Consider the following 16,112-nt stretch of genomic DNA (forward strand, 5'->3'; position numbering starts at 1 on the left):
CCCACGCTAGCCACGGGCGGGGACACCCGTCCTCATGCCCAGAACGAAGCGATGCGGTCGGCGATGGGGGTCGCCTGCGCGCGGCCCGCCTCGGCGGACGGACGCTGCGTCGACAGGGCCAGGGAGTTCGTGCCGAAGGCCTGCTGCGACGCGCTGTCCGCGACGACGACCTCGACGCTCGACCCGCCGGCGCGCAGGGCCTCGACGGACTGGTCGAGCCACGGGCCGAGCGGCGAGGGGGCTTCGGGGCCGCAGGCGATGACGAGCACACGCTCGTGACCCGCCGCGACGTCCACGTTCGTCGCCGAGCGCATGCCACCGTCGATGTAGGGGCGTCCCTCGATCGTCACCGGCGACCAGACGACCGGCACCGAGCAGCTCGCCGCGACCGCACGCGCCAGCGGGACGCCGTCCGCACTCGTCAGGACCCGGAACGTGCCGTCGGTCGCATCGATGGCGGTCAGCGCGAGGGGCCGCTCCGGCCACGCGGTCGACGGCAGCATCTCGGTGAAGGTCGCGACACGCTCGTCGTCCGTCTGCCCGGTCGTGACCTGCTGCGCGAGGTGGCCGAGGCGTGCGCGGGCGTCCTGCTCCGAGGTGGCTCCGGCCAACGCCTGCCCGATCTCCTGCTGCCCGCGCTCGGCGTCGATCCGGACGGGCTCCTCGTACGTCGTCGGGACCGGGGCGGTCTGCTGCGCGAAGGCCTCGGCGATGCCACCGTGTCGGACGAAGGTCCCGACGACGCTGCCGGCGCTGGTGCCGACCACCAGGTCAGCGGCGCCCAGGTCGACGCCGGCGTCCTCGAGCGCCGACAGCACCCCGAGCTCCCACGCGATGCCGGCGACACCGCCACCTCCGAGGACGATCGCTCGGGTTCCGGCAGCGGGGGTGTCGAGTTGGCTCATGCACCATGCTTACCAACCCGGGGGCCGCTCGGGGTGCGGCTCGCGGGAGCGTCGTCGCGCGTTCACGCTCAGCCGGTGCTCGGACGAGGTACGGCCAGTGCGCCGAGTGCACGCAGCTTGTCCCCGAGCTCGAAGCGCCGCTGGTCGCGCAGGTGCACCAGGTAGTCGGCGGACACCAGGGCGTGGAGCAGTCGGTAGGCGGTGGGGAGCGGGAAGCCCGTGGCCTCGGCGACCTCCTTGGCGGTCGCACCACCGCGGTCGGCGACGACCTCCAGGATCGCGAGGGTCTTCTCGACGGTCTGTACGGTCCCGGTGCTCGTGGCGGAACCGCTGGCCGCGCCCGTGCTCGCCTCCTTGCTCGCCTCCTTGCTCGCGCCGGCGGTCGGGCTCGTCGGCCGGGTCGCCGGGTCGGCGGTGGCCGTCGGCGGGTGGGGCGGATCGTCGCTGATGCGCATCCGACGATGGTCCTCCCGTGCACCCGCGATGGCAACGGCGGATCCCGGATGTCGCCCGCTGCCGAGGTCGGTGGTCGGCTCTAGCGTCGCCTGCGTGGGTCAGGGGAACGAACGAACGGGCGGCAAGCGGTACGGCGACGTCGTGCTGCCCGTCGTCGCGGCCGCACTGCCGACAGCCGTGTTCCAGGCGCCGAACCTGGTCGGTGTCCCCGTCGAGCGTGCGGTCGTGGTGGTCGTCGCCCTCGTGGTCTTCGCCGGCGTGGTCGTCTGGCAGGTCGTCCGCGCTCGCCGGACCGCCGCCGCACGACGCCGAGCCGAAGACGCCGGGGCCACCGCGCTCGCCGCGTACGAGGTCGCCGTCCAGTACGGCTTCGGGCAGATAGCGACACGACTCACGCGCTTCGCCGCCCACGACCACGCCACCCGCCGGTCCGAGCTCGGGGCGTTCGCCGACCGGGCGGCCGCCGCGCTCGCGTTCTACCTGCTGCCGCACGTGCCGGACGTCCGCGCCAACGTGTACTTGCTGTCGCCGGCGCTCGACGCCCTCGAGCCGATCGGCCACGGCGGGGCGGACGACACGGCGGGCACCTTCCGCGCTGGCACCCCGTACGGTGACCGGAACCTGGAGTGGGTGCTGACCGGTGGGCCGCCGCGGGTCGTGGGGGACCGCGAATCGGACGTCGACGCGGTGGACGACGCTCCCGACTTCGACCCGCGGTACCGCTCGTACGTCGCGGTCGTCATCCGTGGCGAGGGCTACTCGTTCGGCATGCTCACGGTCGACTGCCCGACGCCGGACGCCTTCGCCGACCTGGACGTCCGCAACGTCGACGTCGTCGCGCAGTACGCCGCGGTCGCCTGCACGCTGGCGTTTCCGGTGCGGCGAACCGACCGGCAGCCGTCGCCGTGACCGCTGTCGGTCGGCAGTCGTACCCTGTCGGCATGACGAGCGTGCAGCCGGGTCCGTTCCCGTTCGGGCGTGCCCCGATCGGCCCGGGCGGACGGCGGGCCGAGGCCACCGACGCGGACTACGACGATCCCCGGGTCATCGCGGCCAACCTCGATCGCGCGCTGCGGGCTGCCCGCGCCCGACTGACCGGCCGCCCCCGACGCCGCTGACGCCGTGACCGGCAGCGCGGCCCCCTTTGCAGGTCGGCCCGCGCACGCGACCGCCGCGTCGTCCTGACGTCGCACCCCCGCACAGACATCGCGCCCCGAGGGAACGGGGCGCGATGTCGGTGCGGGGGTGCGGGGCCCGATGTACGCGGCCCCGACCCGACCGGCCTGCCCCCGCTGCCTACGCCGACGTCACGTCGATGAGCACCTTGCCGACCGTGTCGCCCTCGACGGCGTCGTGCGCCGCAGCGGTGTCGGCCAGGTCGAAGCGCGTCAGCGGCAGCCCGGCCTCCGCGCCCACGGGCAGGACCCCGTCGTGCAGAGCCTCGGTGACGTCCTCCGCGGCGGCCGCCAGCGCTTCGTCGCCGATCGTGTAGAGCAGCAGGAACTGGTACCGCGCGTTGACGCTCATGTTCGGGCGGATCGGGATCGAGGCCTCGTCGCCGCCGTTGTCCGCATAGATCGACACGACGCCGTGGTTCGCCAGCACCGCGGCGACCAGGTCGGCGTTCTGCGGGATCGACACCTCGACGACGATGTCGACCCCGTCGGGGGCGATGTCCCGGATCTGCGACGCGGCGTCGTCGGACCGGTAGTTCACCGTGTGGTGCGCACCGGCCGCGGTGGCGAGCGCGGCCTTGGCGTCCGAGCTGATCGTCGCGATGACGGTGGCCCCGGCCCACCGCGCGAGCTGGATCGCGGCGTGTCCGACGGCTCCGGCGCCACCGGCGACCAGGACGGTCATGCCGTCGAGCGCACCGGGACCCAGGCGCGCGGGGCCCTCCTCGTGCGTGGTCAGTGCCCGGTGGGCGGTCATGGCGGGGACGCCGAGCGACGCGCCGATGTCGAACGCGGTCTCGGCCGGCAGGGGCACGACCCGCGAGACCGGCACGACGGTGTACTCCTGCGCGGTCCCGGTGGGGCGGGACGCGGCGGCCATGAACAGCCACACGCGGTCCCCGACGGCGACGCTGTCGACCCCGGGTCCGACGGCGTCCACGACGCCCGCGCCGTCCTGGTTCGGCGTGATCTCGGGGAAGGGCAGGCCGTCGCCGTAGGTACCGCCAGCGCGGGCCTTCCAGTCCGTCGGGTTCACACCGGAGACGACCACGCGCACGCGGACCTCGCCGGCGGCGGGCTGGGGCACGTCGCGGTCGACGAGGGAGAGGACGGAGGAGTCACCGGGCTGGGAGTAGACGATCGATCGCATGCCTCCACGCAACCACCCGTTGCGTCCGGCGATTCCAGGGACCGGTCAGTGAACGGCGTCGTACTGGTCGCGAGCGACCGCGACGTCGGCCATGTGCGTCGTGGCCCAGTCCTCGAGCGGCTGCAGCACGGTGCGGAGCGAGCGGCCGGCATCGGTCAGCGCGTACTCGACGTGCGGCGGGATCTCGGGGAACACCGTGCGCGTGACGAGCCCGTCGCGTTCGAGGGCGCGGAGGGTCTGCGTGAGCATCTTCTGCGACACGCCCTGCACCGCGGCCGCGATCGCAGAGTACCGATGAGGACCGGATGCCAGGGTCCCGATCGTCAGCACGCTCCACCGGTCGCCGATCCGGTCGAGCAGCTGCCGCGAGGGGCACTCCGCCGCGTAGGGGCTGTACTCGAGCGCACTCATGGGACCTCCGGTCACGCACCGTGAGGTGCCTACTTACTCAAAGAGAGTAACACCCCTACAGTGAGTCACGACAGACCGCACCACCACGAGAGGAACACGCATGAGCACCATCGTCGTCGTCGGAGGTACCGGGTACGCCGGCTCCGCCATCACCCACGAGGCCCTGTCGCGCGGCCACCAGGTCGTCGCCGTCGCCCGTGACACCAGCAAGCTCGAGCCGGCCGAGGGCCTGACCCTCGCGCAGGGCGACGCGTTCGACCCGGACTTCGTCGCCGAGGTCACGGCGGGTGCCGACGTCGTCGTCGTCTCGCTGCACGCCGTGCAGTCGGACGGCAGTGAGCTCAAGGACAAGTTCCAGCACTTCGTCGACGCTGCCGCTGCGGCTGGCGCACGCCTGGGCATCGTCGGCGGTGCCGGGTCGCTGCTCGTCGCCGAGGGTGGCCCGGCGCTCTTCGACACGCCGGACTTCCCGGACGCGTTCAAGGCCGAGGCGAAGAGTCACGCCCAGGTCCTCGAGGCCCTCCGCAGCAGCGACACCGACGTGGACTGGTTCTACGTCAGCCCGGCGGCGGCCTTCGGTGGCTACAACCCCGGCGAGCGTCGTGGCACCTACCGCACCTCGGACGACGTGCTCCTGACGGACGCCGAGGGCAACTCGGACATCTCCGGCGCCGACTACGCGATCGCGGTCGTCGACGAGATCGAGCGTCCGGCGCACCACCAGGCGCGCTTCGGCGTCGCGTACTGACCAACAGCGGCAGTTCGCACCCCGGGACCCACGTCGCGCCCCGTCCCGGCGGGGCGCGACGTGCGCAACGGGGTGCGACGCGGAGATGGTGACCACCACCGGACAGGAGGCTCGGTGCCAGCTGGCACCGAGCCTCCTGTCCGCGGTGCCCGCCGGACACCCTCAGCGGTGACCGACGATGGCCGGCAGCGGCATGTGGTGCCGCATCCGCACGCCCAGGTGGAAGCCGCCCCGACGGGCGAGGACCAGGCCGATCACGGCCGCTGCCGCGGCGGGCACGCCACCGGCGACCATCATCCCGACGTGCGCGCCGAAGTGGTCGACGACCTGGCCCATGAGCGGGCCGCCGATGGCCTGTCCGCCGAGCAGCACCAGGATGTAGAGCGACATCACGCGCCCGCGGATCGCGATGTTCGAGGACAGCTGCACGAGCGAGTTCGACGCCGTCTGGAACAGCAGCTGCGACATCCCGACCGCGACCAGCATCACGGTGAACGGCGCGATGACGGGGATGCTGCCGCTGACCACGAGCAGGATCCCGGTCCAGAACACGCCGCCGACAATGGTCCGCAGCCGCACCATCGCCCGCCGGGTGGACAGCAGTGCCCCGACGAGCGCGCCGACCGCGACCGCCGAGTTGAACAGGCCGTAGCCGCCGGCGCCGACGTCGTAGACCTCCGACGCGAAGGCGGACAGCAGCACGGGCATCGTCAGCGCGAAGACGGAGAAGAACGCGACCAGGATGACCGGCACGATGATCGTCGGCTTGCCGACCGCGTAGCGCAGCCCCTCGACGAGCTGGCCCTTGCCCCGCGGCGTGGCCGGTGTGCGGTGGAGCTCCGAGGTCTTCAGGAACCCGAGCGTCACGACGACCGCCACGCAGGCCACCGCGTTCACGCCGAACGACCACCCGGCCCCGACGGCGACGAGCAGTGCGCCGGACAGCGCGGGGCCGATCATCCCGCCCAGCTGGAACACCGACGAGTTGACGCTGATGGCGTTCCGCAGGTGTTCGTGCCCGACGATCTCGGTGACGAAGACCTGGCGGGCGGGGTTGTCGATCACGGTGACCATGCCGACGACGAATGCGATGAGCCAGATGTGCCAGGCCTGCACCACCCCGGTCAGTGTCAGCACCGCGAGCAGCAGTGACAGCACGGCGAAGGCACCCTGCGTGATCATCATCAGCGCACGCTTGGAGAACCGGTCGACGATGACCCCGCCGAACAGCCCGAAGAACAGCATCGGGGCGAACTGGCACGCGACCGTGATGCCGACCTGCGCGACCGATCCGGTGAGCTGCAGGACGAGCCAGTCCTGCGCGATGCGCTGCATCCACCCCGCGGTCATCGCCACCAGGTTCGTCGCGGTGAACAGCCGGAAGTTCGGCACGGACAGCGCGATGAGGGTGTGCCGCCACGGCGGGCGGGTGGTCTGGATCGGGAGTGGTTCGGTGGGCGGGGGGAGGGTCGTCGATGACGCGCTCACGGTGCAGGGACTCCGGACGTCGGATGCGGACTGGTACCCCATCGAAACTACGTGACACCGACCCATTCGATCCCCGTATGGTTGCTATCACTCCATTGCGATGTCGAATGAGAGGCACCAGCGTGCTCGATCCCGTCCTGCTGCAGACCTTCCTGGCCGTCGCCGAGACGCAGAGCTTCACCCAGGCGGCAGCGCGACTCGGCATCAGCCAACCGACCGTGTCCCAGCACGTCCGTCGGCTCGAGACCGCGGTGTCGCGCACCCTGGTCGCGCGGGACACCCGAGGCGTCCGGCTGACGGACAACGGGGACGCAATGGCGGGCTTCGCGCGCACGATCCTGGCGGCGCACGCCACGGCGGACTCGTACTTCTCCGGGTCGGCGACCCGCGGGCGGCTGCGGTTCGGTGCCGCCGACGACCTGGCGATCACGCAGCTGCCCCGGATCCTCCGGGACTTCCGCCGGTTGCACCCGCAGGTGAACCTCGAGCTCACGGTGAACCAGTCGTCACCGCTGCTGCGCCGGGTCCACGCCGGGGCGCTCGACCTGGTCTTCATCAAGCAGACGGCGGGGGAGTCTGCCGAGGGGACCCGCGTCGCGACGGACCAGATGGTGTGGATGGCCCAGGACGGCATCGCGGTCGAGCGCGACGAGCCCGTGCCGCTCATCGCCTACCAGGCGCCGAGCATCAGCCGGCAGATGGCGATCGACGCGCTCGAGGCAGCCGGCCGCACCTGGCGCATCACGTGCAACACGCGCGACGTCAACGGCGTGCTGGCGGCGGTCCGCGCGGGCATCGGTGTCGCGGTGTTCCCACACTCGCTCATCCCGGCGGACCTGGTGAAGGTGTCGCAGCGCCTGGGGTTGCCGGACCTGCCCGCGGTCGACTACGTCCTGATCGCGAACCCGACCGTGCAGCGCGAGCCGATCGACGCGCTGACGAACGCGATCCTGTCCCGGGGTGTCGTGCGGGCGGTCTGAGTCCCTGCCGGCGGACGCAGCGCCGTTCCCCGCGTCAGGGTGCGAGTGTGGGGGCGGTGCCCGTGCCGGTGAGGTCCGGCAGCGGAGCACCGAGGGCGGTCGCCACGGCCCAGAGCAGCACGAGCGTGCCGACGCCGCCGAGCACCGCACCGAGGAGCGCCACCGGCCGCTGCCACGTGGCGGCTCGGGAGCGCAGAGCCGCGACCGAGCAGACGACCGCCACCACGCCGAGCAGCAGGCCGAGGACGTGCACGGTCGACGGCGCCGTGAACCACGACACCGCGAGACCGAGCGTCGCGATCCCCGCGACGGCGCCGAGGGCCGCGGACGGGGTCGCCCCGACCGTGCGGCGTTCTCGGGTGGGGGACGCGGACGGGAGGACCGGCTCGGCCCCGGCGGGCTCGGTCGCGACGGGCGCGCTCACCGGCGACTCGGCAACGGTGGGCGGTGCGGCCAGGAGGGATTCGAAGGAGTGCTCCGGCGCCGGAGCGGTGGTGGTCTGCTGGTGGGCGAAGCGCGCCGGCGTGCGGAAGCCGACGGGGCCGCTCGGCGCGGGCTCGGTGCCCTCGACGACGACGTGCTCGAGGCCGGGCACGGAGAACCGGGGCTGGCCGGTGCGCGGCACGACCGGACCCTGGTGCGAGCCGCCGGCGAGCGCGGGCTCGCGGGCGGCGTCGATCGGCGAGACCGGCGCTGGCTCCGCGGCGACCGTCGGAGCGGGCGCCGACCCGACGGGCGTGGAGCCGACTGGCGCGGTGTGCAGCGTGGGAGAGGTCGGCGCCGGGGGGAGCAGGTCCTCGGAGGGCGGGAAGTCCGGCACGACCGCGTCCGGGTCGAGCACGGGCCTCCCGGGCTGCCGGTCCGACGGTGCGGACCGGACCGGTTCCGCGGGGACCGCAGCGGGGGCGGTGGGCTCGGGCGCGACGACGGGAGCCGACGCTGCGGGCGTGGGGGGTGCCTCCCGGTCGGCGCCCCGCGGGACGGAGCCGTCGTGGGGAGCCGTCACCCAGGCCGGGACGGGCCGGCGGGGTCGATCGGAATCGGGCATGCGATGCGACGCCACGTGCGCAGCTCCCTCCGTCGGCTGATCCATCGTCAGTTCTAGCGGCAGCGCGGTGCCGTGACCCAGCCCCAGTTCCGGGGGCGCGGTAGCGTCGCACGCATGACCGTGATCGAACACCGTCCACTCGGCCCCTCGGGGCTCGTCGTCTCCACCGTCGGCATCGGCTGCAACAACTTCGGCCGGCCCGGCACGGCCACCGAGTCGCAGGAGGGGACGGACGCCGTGGTGCATGCGGCGCTCGACGCGGGCGTGACCCTGTTCGACACGGCGGACGTCTACGGCGGGTCGCCGGGGCAGTCGGAGTCGATGCTCGGGAAGGCGCTCGCCGGTCGTCGTGACCACGTCGTGCTCGCGACGAAGTTCGGCATGGACATGCGGGGCGCCAACGGTCCGGACTGGGGCGTGCGCGGCTCGCGGCGGTACGTGCGGCTGGCCGTGGAGTCGTCGCTGCGGCGCCTCGGGACGGACTGGATCGACCTGTACCAGCTGCACGGCCCCGACGCGGTGACCCCGATCGAGGAGACCCTGTCGGTGCTCGACGACCTGGTCCGCGAGGGCAAGGTCCGCTACGTCGGCCACTCCAACTTCGCCGGGTGGCAGATCGCCGAGGCCGAGCTGACGGCCTCGATCGCGGGCACCACGGCGTTCGTGTCGGCGCAGGACGAGTACAGCCCGCTGGCGCGCGGGGTCGAGACCGAGGTCCTGCCGGCGGTGCGGGCCTACGCGCTGGGGTTCCTGCCGTACTTCCCGCTGTACAACGGGTTGCTCAGCGGCAAGTACACGCGGTCCGGCGGTCCGGCGGACGGTCGGCTGTCACTGCGGAAGCCCGAGGTCCTCGAGCACGCGCCGTGGGACGTGCTCGAAAAGTTCCAGCGGTTCTGCGACGAGCGCGGGGTGACGATGCTGCAGGCGACGTTCGCGTGGTTGCTCGCGCAGCCGGGTCTGACCAGCGTCATCGCCGGCGCGACCAAGGCGGAGCAGGTCACGCAGAACGCTGACGCGGGCACGGCGTGGACGCCGACCGAGGACGACCTGGCGGAGATGACGGTCGTCTTCGACGGCGCCCAGCCGCGCTGAACCAGCGCGCAGCCGCGCTGGACCCGCGCGCAGCCGCGCTGGGTCACATGTCGCGGTAGCGCTTCGCGTCGGCGACGGCCTGCTCCAGCTCGAGCGCGGCGTACGGCTTGCCGTAGCCGGGGGTGTCGCGCTGGATGCGCCATCCCTCGGCGAGGGCGCCGACGTCGACGGCGTCGAAGCCGAACTCGTCGAGCAGGTCGGTCACGATGCGCTTGGCCTCGGCGTCGTCCCCGGCGACGACGAGGGCACGACGGCCCTGGGTGCCGGTGGGGGTGCCGGCCGTGGTCAGGTCGGCCGCGCCGATGTGGTTGAAGGCCTTGACGAGCCGGGCGCCGCGCAGGTGGTCCTGCAGCAGCTCGGCGGTCGTCGTCGTCTCGTCGTCGAGCGCGGCGATCTGTCCGTCGCGCTGCGGGTAGTAGTTGTTCGTGTCGATGACGACCTTGCCGGCCAGGGGCTCGACGGGGATGGTCTCGATGGCGGCCAGCGGGGTGGTCACGACGACCAGGTCGCCGGCTGCGGCTGCCTCGTCCCGCGTGACGGCCCGGGCGCGGTCGCCCAGCTCCGACACCAGGTCCTGCAGTGTCTCCGGGCCGCGCGAGTTCGCGATCGCCACGTCGTACCCGTGCTGCACCGCCAGTCGTGCGAGTTGTGAACCGATGTTGCCTGCGCCGATGATGCCGATCGTTGTCATGCCCCGTGCAACTCCGACCGTCGGAGGTGCATTCCGCACCGACCGCTGTCGTGGCGGGGCCTGTCGTCCGGCGCGACCGCGGGGCATGATGGCGGCATGGCACACGAGTTCCGCCACGAGACCGACCAGCAGCGGTACGCGATGTACGTCGACGGCGCGCTGGTCAGCGTGCTCGACGAGCGGGAGAACGCCGACGCGGTGGCCTTCCCGCACACGTACACCGTGCCCGCGTTCCGGGGCCACGGCTACGCAGCCGACCTGGTCGCGTACGCGGTCGACGACGTCGAACGACGGACGGACAAGCGCATCGTGCCGATGTGCTGGTTCGTCGGCAAGTGGTTCGACGACCACCCCGACAGGGCAGCACTGCTCAGCCGCACCGCCGCGGACTGAGCCCGACGACAGGACCGACCATGCGACAGATCGTCCCCTTCATCTGGTTCGACGGGCAGGCCGAGGAGGCCGCCACGTTCTACACCTCGATGATCCCCGGGTCCTCGTTGGACCACGTCGAGAAGATGCCGGACGGATCGACGATCGTCGTCGAGTTCCGTCTGCACGGTCAGCCGTTCCGGGCCATGAACGCCGGACCCGGACACCCGCACACCGACGCGATCTCGTTCCAGCTCGACGTCGACGACCAGGACGAGCTCGACCGGGTCTGGGACGCCTTCCTGGCGGGCGGGGCGACACCGTCGATGTGCGGGTGGCTCACCGACGCGTGGGGAGTGGCCTGGCAGGTGACCCCGGCGAACTGGGGGGAGCTCATGCACGCCGGTGGCGACCCCGAGGCCTCGGCGCGGGCGTACCAGGCGATGATGCAGATGGTGAAGCTCGACATCCCCACCGTGCAGGCGGCGATCCGCGGCGACTGACCGCCCGCTGCGCGAAGCCGCAGGGGCAAGCCGGATCACGCAGACGTCGGCGCTGCGGCGCGACGGACCCCCGAGACCCGCAGGTATGGTGACCGCCAAGGGAACACGAGGGTTGGAGGCACCATGGACCAGCCGAGGCCCGACGTCCGCACCGCCGCGATCGAGCGTGCGTACACCGAGCTGTCGCGCATCACCCGGCGTGCGAGCATCCGGGCACGCGGCAGCGACGCCGTGCTCAGCGTGGTCGACCAGTCGCTCGTCGACTTCGTCGTCCAGCACCCGGGGTGCATGGCCATCGACATCGCCCGCTACCTGCACCTGAACCGCTCCACCATCTCGCGGCAGCTCGCCGGGCTGCTCGCCGCCGGACTGATCCGGACGATGGACGGCGGCACCGGCAACGCGAAGCCGCTCGAGGCAACGGACGCCGGCTGCGCCGCGCTCGACCGCTCCGTCCAGCTGCACCGAGCCGCGTTGGACGAGCGGATCGCCGACTGGTCCGACGACGACATCGCCCTGCTCGCCGGGCTCCTGGAACGCCTCGGTGCGGCGGACGAGGCCGGTCTGCCGATGCCGAGCCGCGACGACGACGCGTGACGACCTCGCTGCTCCTGGTCTCGGACACGCACCTGCCGAAGCGCGCGAAGGACCTGCCGGCCGCACTGTGGCAGGACGTCGACGCCGCCGACCTCGTCGTGCACGCGGGTGACTGGGTCGACCTGGCGACCCTCGATGCGCTCCAGGCCCGCAGCCGTTCGTTCGTCGGCGTCCGCGGCAACAACGACGGGCCGGAGTTCGACGACCGGTTGCCCCTCGTCGCTCGGTTCTCCGTCGAGGCCCTGCGGTTCGCACTCGTCCACGAGACCGGGGCCGCCACGGGCCGCGAGCGTCGGGCGACGGCGACGTACCCGGACACCGACGTGCTCGTCTTCGGCCACTCCCACATCCCCTGGGACACCACCGCGGACGGGGGCCTGCGGCTGCTCAACCCCGGCTCGCCGACCGACCGCCGACGGCAGCCCGACTTCACCTGGATGCGCTGCACCGTCGACGGTCCCGAGCTCGACGTCCGGGTGGTCCGGCTCGCCCCCGGCACCACCGAGCCGCGCGTGGTGTCCTCACCGGCAGCCGACCGCGAGGTGCGTGTGGAAGGGTGGGGACGTGCCCGATGAACTGCCCCCGGGTCCGCCCCCCGGACCGCGCGATCCCGGCGACGCCTGGGCGCAGGGCCCCGACGGCACCAAGGCCTGGGGCCTGTTCGGCGCGGCCGGACTGCTGGTCGACGACGGCGCCGGCCGCGTGCTGCTGCAGCACCGCGTCGAGTGGAGCCACCACGGCGGCACCTGGGGCATCCCCGGTGGGGCGCGGCACCAGCACGAGGACGCGGTCACCGGCGCACTGCGCGAGTCCGCAGAGGAAGCGGGCGTCCCCGACGACGGGATCGACCTGCGCCACACGTCCGTGCTCGACCTGGGGTTCTGGACCTACACGACGGTCGTCGGCCGCGCCGCCCGCCCGTTCGAGCCGGTCATCGCCGACCGGGAGAGCCTTGCCCTGTCGTGGGTGCCCGTGGCCGAGGTCGAGGACCTGCCCCTGCACCCGGGCTTCGGCGCGTCGTGGCCGGCGCTCCGTGCCGCCATCGACGTCGCACCCGTCGTGGTGGTCGACGCCGCGAACGTCGTCGGGAGCGTCCCCGACGGGTGGTGGCAGGACCGCGCCGGGGCTGCCGACCGGTTGCTCGACGGGGTGACGACGCTCGCTGGCGCCGGCCTGCCCGCAGCGGAACTCGGGCTGGAGTTCGACCGGTGGTGGCCGAGGTGGACCGTGGTGCTCGAAGGAGCAGCACGGGGCGCGTCCGCGGCGTCGACCGCCCCCGTCGACGTCGTCCGTGCCGCGGGCTCCGGTGACGACACGATCGTCGAGGTCGTGACGGCAGCCGTCGCTGCGGGTCGGGGACCGGTGGTCGTGGTGACCGCCGACCGTGGTCTGCGCGACCGGGTCACGGTCCTGGGCGACGCCGTCCAGGTCCGCGGACCGAGCTGGCTGCGCGACCGGCTCTGACGCAGCGCCCCGTCGCGGGAGTGGCGCCGGCCGAGGCCTGTCCGATCAGGGATGGATCGCGACATCGGCGCTGGTCAGCCGCTACGCTGACCCACACGTCGGCAGCACGTCAACGGAGACGACCGCGACAGGAGGCTCTCATGGAGCGCATCACCAGGGCAGCGGACCGGGTCCACCGCCCGGCCGGACCGTGGACACCCACCGTCCACCGTCTGCTGGGACACCTGCACGAGCAGGGGTTCGTGGCAGCACCGGAACCCATCGAACTCGGCGACACGCTCGAGACCGTGTCGTTCGTGCCGGGCGTCGCGGGGGAGTACCCCTGGACCGAGGACATCGCCAGCGAGGCCGCCCTCGTCACCAGCGCTCGGCTGCTCCGGCACTACCACGACGCGGCCGCGTCCTTCCCGCTCGACGGCACCGTCGACGTGTGGTCGCAGTCCGACCGGGCTCCGGTCGAGACAGTCGTGCACGGCGACTTCGCCCCGTACAACTGCGTCTACGACGGCATCCAGGCCGTGGGCATCATCGACTTCGACACGGCGCACCCCGGTCCGCGGGTCTGGGACGTGGCGAGCGCGGTGTACCGGTTCGCGCCGTTCACCACCGGGCAGGTCGAGGGCAGCACCGCCCCGACACTCGACGAACGCCTGGCCCGCGCCGCGGAGTTCTGCGGTGCGTACGGCCTCGACCCCGAGTCCCGCGCCCGTCTCGCTCCGACGATGGTGGCGTCGATCGTCGCGCTCGTGACGACCCTCGAGTCCGAGGCCGCGGCCGGCAACCCCAAGTTCGTCAGCGATCTGCAGCACGGCCACGCCGACCTGTACCGCGCCGACGTGGCCTACCTCGAGGAACACCTCGACGCCATCACCGCAGCGGTCGTCTAGGCCGGTCGCCCGCGTGTGACCCCGACCGCCGCCCAGCTCCGCGCGATGCGCCTGGCTGCGCAGCGCGTCGGGACCACGGGCGGGACACCGCTCGACGTCGTCACGCACATGCACGCGCTGCAGGGGCAGGACCTCGGCCAGTCGCTCTGGGCGGTCGGCGCACGCGCGCTCGGAGTGACACGGCGCGACGTCCGCGCGGCCTTCGACCGCGCGGAGTTCGTCCGGTCGTGGCCGATGCGCGGGACCCTGCACGTCCTGCGGGCGGACACCCTGCGCACGGTCCTGTCGCTCACCGCCGAACGGACCCTCCGCGGGCTCGCACGACGGGCGCGGGAGCTCGGGATCGACGACGCCCTGGTCGGCCGGGCGCGGGACGCGACGATCGAGGCACTGCAGGGCGGTCGTTCCCTCGACCGCGAGGGCGTCTTCGCGCGGTGGCGCGACGCCGGCATCGACGCGTCCGGCCAGCGGGGGTACCACCTGCTCCTGCACCTGTCGCAGCAGGGACTCGTGGCGTGGGGCCCGACCGGCCGGGTCGGCCAGGGACTCGTGCTGCTCGACGAGTGGTCGCCGGCGACCGAGACGGTTCCCGACCACGACGAGGCCCTGCGGCGCACCCTGGTCGGGTACCTGCGCGGCCGTGGCCCCGCGACGGATGCCGACGCGGCGCACTGGACGAAGCTCCCGCTCGGCGAGGTCCGTCGAGCGCGAGCGGTGGCAGGAGCGAGCGTCGAGGACCTCGGTGACGGGATCCTGGCGCTCGCCGACCGTCCCGATCCGGCACCGCTGACCGCCACGCACCTGCTGCCCGGCTTCGACGAGTACCTGCTCGGGTACGCCGACCGCAGCGGCCACCTCGCTGCCGCGCACGCGCTGCGGGTCGTCCCCGGCGCCAACGGCATGTTCCTGGCGATGGTCGTCCACCGCGGCCGGGTGGTCGGCACGTGGCGCACCGCCGAGCGCACTCGTGACGTCCGACTCACGGTCACGCCGTTCGAGCCGCTCTCCGCCGCGGCCACCCGCGCCGTCGACGGGGCTGCCGAGCGCGTCGGGCGGTTCCTCGAGCTGCCCGTGGTGCCGCAGGTCCTGGACCCGGCTGCCTGACGGTCCGGACCGGCGGGTCCGCGTCGGTCCGGCCTCCAGGCAGTCCGCAGCGCGCATGCGGCTGGGTCATACGGAGCGTCGGGTACTGTGCCAGGGCCATGACCGACAGCCCGGCCGACGCCACCCCGTACGAAGTCCTCGGCGTCGCCGCGACCGCCGACGACGAGGAACTCCGACGCGCCTACCGGCGCGCAGCCCGCGAGACGCACCCCGACCTCGGCGGCGACGCCATCCGGTTCCGCCGCGTCCAGATCGCCTGGGAACGCGTCGGCACGCCGGCGGCCCGGCGCGCGTACGACACCGGATCGCGGCCCACCTCCGCCCCGACGGCACCGTCCGGCGGGTCGGACTGGAGGACCGGCTCGGCCCGCGACGCCTACGCACCGCCCACGGCGCGGCGCGACTCCCGCCCGCGTGCCCGCTCCCACGGACACCCCGGCGGTCGCTCGCGCGAGGTCTTCCTCGCCGCCGAGCGCGAGTGGGTCGGTCTCGGCGACCCCATCGAGGACCCCTACGACCCGTCGCTGATCCGCAGCGCGCCGCGGTTCATCCGCCGCCTCCTCGGCGAGGCCCTCGCCGAGGAGGCGACGGCCTCGATCGTCGCCGACATGGGCATGGGCGTGACGGTGTGGCACGACCTCGACGCCGGCGCCGAGGGCAAGCTCGACCACGTCGTGCTGATGCCGAGCGGGCTCTGGGCGCTCGAGTCCATCGACTGGGGCGGGCCCGTGCGCGTGGAGCACGGCGAGGTCGTCGGTGAGACGCTCGAGCCCGGGGAACGCCCGGTCAAGGAGCTCGTCCGTGCGGCTCGCGCCGTGCAGAAGCAGACCCGCGTGCGGTTCACCGGCCGGTTGCTCGTCGTGCCGGACTCCGCGGTCGACGTCGACGTGCAGCTCGTCGGGCCGCAGCGGAAGCCCACGGCGTTCGTCGTCCGACGCAGTGCGCTCGGCCAGGTGCTCAACGGCGTCTGGTCGCCCGAGGGGGCCGTCGACGTCTTCGAGGTCCGCGACCGGCTGCAGCAGACCGTCCGCTTCGTCTGAG

The 16,112-nt window shown here is 73.1% G+C and carries 20 protein-coding genes; 13 read left to right on the forward strand and 7 right to left on the reverse strand.

Translation table 11 applies throughout. The features are described 5' to 3' along the window. Window positions 1-32: 32 nt before the first annotated feature. Window positions 33-905 carry a patatin-like phospholipase family protein gene (locus DEJ13_RS06605; protein ID WP_111106733.1) on the reverse strand — a complete coding sequence of 291 codons (873 nt, stop codon included), beginning with the start codon at window positions 903-905 and terminating at the stop codon, window positions 33-35. Window positions 906-973: 68 nt separating this feature from the next. Next, window positions 974-1,360, reverse strand: a complete 387-nt coding sequence (locus tag DEJ13_RS06610; RefSeq protein ID WP_111106734.1) for a helix-turn-helix domain-containing protein — start codon at window positions 1,358-1,360, stop codon at window positions 974-976. Between the two features lie 94 nt (window positions 1,361-1,454). Between DEJ13_RS06610 and DEJ13_RS06615 the strand changes: the two genes are divergently transcribed. Both DEJ13_RS06615 and DEJ13_RS06620 read left to right on the forward strand, forming a co-directional pair. Further along, on the forward strand, window positions 1,455-2,270 hold the full coding sequence (locus tag DEJ13_RS06615; protein WP_111106735.1) for a GAF domain-containing protein: 816 nt from the start codon (window positions 1,455-1,457) through the stop codon (window positions 2,268-2,270). Between the two features lie 32 nt (window positions 2,271-2,302). Continuing rightward, window positions 2,303-2,479 carry a hypothetical protein gene (locus DEJ13_RS06620; protein ID WP_181437014.1) on the forward strand — a complete coding sequence of 59 codons (177 nt, stop codon included), beginning with the start codon at window positions 2,303-2,305 and terminating at the stop codon, window positions 2,477-2,479. Window positions 2,480-2,657: 178 nt separating this feature from the next. On the opposite strand, the gene DEJ13_RS06625 is transcribed toward DEJ13_RS06620, so the two are convergent. Further along, window positions 2,658-3,686 carry an NADPH:quinone reductase gene (locus tag DEJ13_RS06625; protein WP_111106737.1) on the reverse strand — a complete coding sequence of 343 codons (1,029 nt, stop codon included), beginning with the start codon at window positions 3,684-3,686 and terminating at the stop codon, window positions 2,658-2,660. Window positions 3,687-3,731: 45 nt separating this feature from the next. Beyond that, complete coding sequence (locus DEJ13_RS06630) at window positions 3,732-4,097, reverse strand: winged helix-turn-helix transcriptional regulator (protein ID WP_056125528.1); 366 nt, start codon at window positions 4,095-4,097, stop codon at window positions 3,732-3,734. A gap of 100 nt (window positions 4,098-4,197) precedes the next feature. On the opposite strand from DEJ13_RS06630, the gene DEJ13_RS06635 reads away from it, so the two are divergent. Then, window positions 4,198-4,845, forward strand: coding sequence for an NAD(P)-dependent oxidoreductase (locus DEJ13_RS06635; RefSeq protein WP_111106738.1), 648 nt, complete (start codon window positions 4,198-4,200; stop codon window positions 4,843-4,845). Between the two features lie 162 nt (window positions 4,846-5,007). Here the strand turns inward: DEJ13_RS06635 and DEJ13_RS06640 are convergent, their stop codons facing one another. Then, window positions 5,008-6,333, reverse strand: coding sequence for an MFS transporter (locus tag DEJ13_RS06640; protein ID WP_111106790.1), 1,326 nt, complete (start codon window positions 6,331-6,333; stop codon window positions 5,008-5,010). A 122-nt stretch (window positions 6,334-6,455) separates the two neighbouring features. Between DEJ13_RS06640 and DEJ13_RS06645 the strand changes: the two genes are divergently transcribed. Next, window positions 6,456-7,313, forward strand: coding sequence for a LysR substrate-binding domain-containing protein (locus DEJ13_RS06645; RefSeq protein WP_111106739.1), 858 nt, complete (start codon window positions 6,456-6,458; stop codon window positions 7,311-7,313). Window positions 7,314-7,347: 34 nt separating this feature from the next. Here DEJ13_RS06645 and DEJ13_RS06650 read toward each other — a convergent pair whose 3' ends face one another. Then, window positions 7,348-8,361 (reverse strand): hypothetical protein, encoded by a 1,014-nt coding sequence (locus tag DEJ13_RS06650; RefSeq protein WP_284158160.1) that lies wholly within the window; start codon window positions 8,359-8,361, stop codon window positions 7,348-7,350. A gap of 114 nt (window positions 8,362-8,475) precedes the next feature. On the opposite strand from DEJ13_RS06650, the gene DEJ13_RS06655 reads away from it, so the two are divergent. After that, window positions 8,476-9,453, forward strand: coding sequence for an aldo/keto reductase (locus DEJ13_RS06655; RefSeq protein WP_111106741.1), 978 nt, complete (start codon window positions 8,476-8,478; stop codon window positions 9,451-9,453). A 43-nt stretch (window positions 9,454-9,496) separates the two neighbouring features. Here DEJ13_RS06655 and DEJ13_RS06660 read toward each other — a convergent pair whose 3' ends face one another. Beyond that, window positions 9,497-10,144 (reverse strand): NADPH-dependent F420 reductase, encoded by a 648-nt coding sequence (locus tag DEJ13_RS06660; protein ID WP_111106742.1) that lies wholly within the window; start codon window positions 10,142-10,144, stop codon window positions 9,497-9,499. A gap of 96 nt (window positions 10,145-10,240) precedes the next feature. Between DEJ13_RS06660 and DEJ13_RS06665 the strand changes: the two genes are divergently transcribed. From DEJ13_RS06665 to DEJ13_RS06700, 8 genes are all read left to right on the forward strand, one after another. Beyond that, a complete protein-coding gene (locus DEJ13_RS06665; protein WP_111106743.1) occupies window positions 10,241-10,537 on the forward strand; it encodes a GNAT family N-acetyltransferase in 297 nt (98 codons plus the stop codon). Between the two features lie 20 nt (window positions 10,538-10,557). Further along, on the forward strand, window positions 10,558-11,019 hold the full coding sequence (locus tag DEJ13_RS06670) for a VOC family protein (RefSeq protein WP_111106744.1): 462 nt from the start codon (window positions 10,558-10,560) through the stop codon (window positions 11,017-11,019). 123 nt (window positions 11,020-11,142) lie between these two features. After that, entirely contained in the window at window positions 11,143-11,616 is a 474-nt protein-coding gene (locus DEJ13_RS06675; RefSeq protein ID WP_111106745.1) for a MarR family winged helix-turn-helix transcriptional regulator, read from the forward strand. Beyond that, complete coding sequence (locus DEJ13_RS06680) at window positions 11,613-12,191, forward strand: metallophosphoesterase family protein (RefSeq protein ID WP_111106746.1); 579 nt, start codon at window positions 11,613-11,615, stop codon at window positions 12,189-12,191. The genes DEJ13_RS06675 and DEJ13_RS06680 overlap by 4 nt, the downstream gene beginning before the upstream one ends. Further along, entirely contained in the window at window positions 12,181-13,080 is a 900-nt protein-coding gene (locus tag DEJ13_RS06685) for an NUDIX domain-containing protein (RefSeq protein ID WP_111106747.1), read from the forward strand. Before DEJ13_RS06680 ends, DEJ13_RS06685 begins: the two co-directional genes overlap by 11 nt. A 140-nt stretch (window positions 13,081-13,220) precedes the next feature. Beyond that, window positions 13,221-13,967, forward strand: a complete 747-nt coding sequence (locus DEJ13_RS06690; RefSeq protein WP_056125511.1) for a phosphotransferase enzyme family protein — start codon at window positions 13,221-13,223, stop codon at window positions 13,965-13,967. 15 nt (window positions 13,968-13,982) lie between these two features. Then, entirely contained in the window at window positions 13,983-15,071 is a 1,089-nt protein-coding gene (locus DEJ13_RS06695) for a winged helix DNA-binding domain-containing protein (RefSeq protein ID WP_111106748.1), read from the forward strand. Window positions 15,072-15,169: 98 nt separating this feature from the next. Next, window positions 15,170-16,111, forward strand: a complete 942-nt coding sequence (locus DEJ13_RS06700) for a DnaJ domain-containing protein (RefSeq protein WP_111106749.1) — start codon at window positions 15,170-15,172, stop codon at window positions 16,109-16,111. Window position 16,112: the final 1 nt, after the last annotated feature.

It is taken from the genome of Curtobacterium sp. MCLR17_007 (assembly GCF_003234655.2).
Classification (GTDB): Bacteria; Actinomycetota; Actinomycetes; order Actinomycetales; family Microbacteriaceae; genus Curtobacterium.